The sequence below is a fragment of the Nocardia sp. NPDC056952 genome, from assembly GCF_042674185.1.
Taxonomy (GTDB): domain Bacteria; phylum Actinomycetota; class Actinomycetes; order Mycobacteriales; family Mycobacteriaceae; genus Nocardia.
Map to the genome: position 1 here is coordinate 2,019 of NZ_JBHURA010000029.1, position 1,632 is coordinate 3,650.

Here is a 1,632-nt window from a genome sequence, read left to right on the forward strand (position 1 = left end):
GCACATATCCTGAGACGTGATGCGTACCCGTTGAGGGGAATTCAGTGATCCTATGCTGCCGAGAAAAGCCTCTAGCGAGCTGGTACACGGCCCGTACCCCAAACCGACACAGGTGGTCAGGTAGAGAATACTAAGGCGATCGAGAGAACTGTGGTTAAGGAACTCGGCAAAATGCCCCCGTAACTTCGGGAGAAGGGGGACCACGCCTGGTGAAGGGTTTTACACCTGGAGCTGGGTGGGGTCGCAGAGACCAGAGAGAAGCGACTGTTTACTAAAAACACAGGTCCGTGCGAAGTCGTAAGACGATGTATACGGACTGACGCCTGCCCGGTGCCGGAAGGTTAAGAGGACCGGTTAGCGCTTCGGCGCGAAGCTGAGAATTTAAGCCCCGGTAAACGGCGGTGGTAACTATAACCATCCTAAGGTAGCGAAATTCCTTGTCGGGTAAGTTCCGACCTGCACGAATGGCGTAACGACTTCTCTGCTGTCTCAACCACAGACTCGGCGAAATTGCATTACGAGTAAAGATGCTCGTTACGCGCGGCAGGACGAAAAGACCCCGGGACCTTCACTATAGCTTGGTATTGGTGTTCGGTACGGTTTGTGTAGGATAGGTGGGAGACTGTGAAGCTCGGACGCTAGTTCGGGTGGAGTCGTCGTTGAAATACCACTCTGATCGTATTGGACTTCTAACCTCGGACCATGATCTGGTTCAGGGACAGTGCCTGGTGGGTAGTTTAACTGGGGCGGTTGCCTCCCAAAATGTAACGGAGGCGCCCAAAGGTTCCCTCAGCCTGGTTGGCAATCAGGTGTTGAGTGCAAGTGCACAAGGGAGCTTGACTGTGAGACTGACAGGTCGAGCAGGGACGAAAGTCGGGACTAGTGATCCGGCACCGGCAAGTGGAAGCGGTGTCGCTCAACGGATAAAAGGTACCCCGGGGATAACAGGCTGATCTTCCCCAAGAGTCCATATCGACGGGATGGTTTGGCACCTCGATGTCGGCTCGTCGCATCCTGGGGCTGGAGTAGGTCCCAAGGGTTGGGCTGTTCGCCCATTAAAGCGGCACGCGAGCTGGGTTTAGAACGTCGTGAGACAGTTCGGTCTCTATCCGCCGCGCGCGTAAGAAACTTGAGGAAGGCTGTCCCTAGTACGAGAGGACCGGGACGGACGAACCTCTGGTGTGCCAGTTGTTCCGCCAGGAGCACTGCTGGTTGGCTACGTTCGGAAGGGATAACCGCTGAAAGCATCTAAGCGGGAAGCCTGTTCCAAGATGAGGTTTCTCTCCCACTTGATGGGTTAAGGCCCCCTACAGACCATGGGGTTGATAGGCCAGAATTGGAAGCCAGGTAACTGGTGTAGGTGACTGGTACTAATAGGCCGAGGGCTTACTACGAAGGTGTTACGCGTCCACTGTGCGGTTTCTGAAACAACAGACACTGCAGCAAACCTGATCATCGGGTCCCGTGAGGGGTTCGGTGTTATCGGGGAGCGCTGTCTAGTTTCATAGAGTTACGGTAGTTATAGCGGTGGGGAAACGCCCGGTCCCATTCCGAACCCGGAAGCTAAGGCCACCTGCGCCGATGGTACTGCACTCGACAGGGTGTGGGAGAGTAGGACACTGCCGGAACATC

At 55.4% G+C, this 1,632-nt stretch carries 2 rRNA genes (1 of these 2 cut by a window edge); both read left to right on the forward strand.

The features are described from left to right. Nucleotides 1–1,394 (forward strand): 23S ribosomal RNA (locus ACFTS5_RS34200); it begins 1,841 nt to the left of the window's first position. A gap of 117 nt (nucleotides 1,395–1,511) precedes the next feature. Continuing rightward, nucleotides 1,512–1,628: ribosomal RNA gene (gene rrf, locus ACFTS5_RS34205) — 5S ribosomal RNA — on the forward strand. Nucleotides 1,629–1,632: the final 4 nt, after the last annotated feature.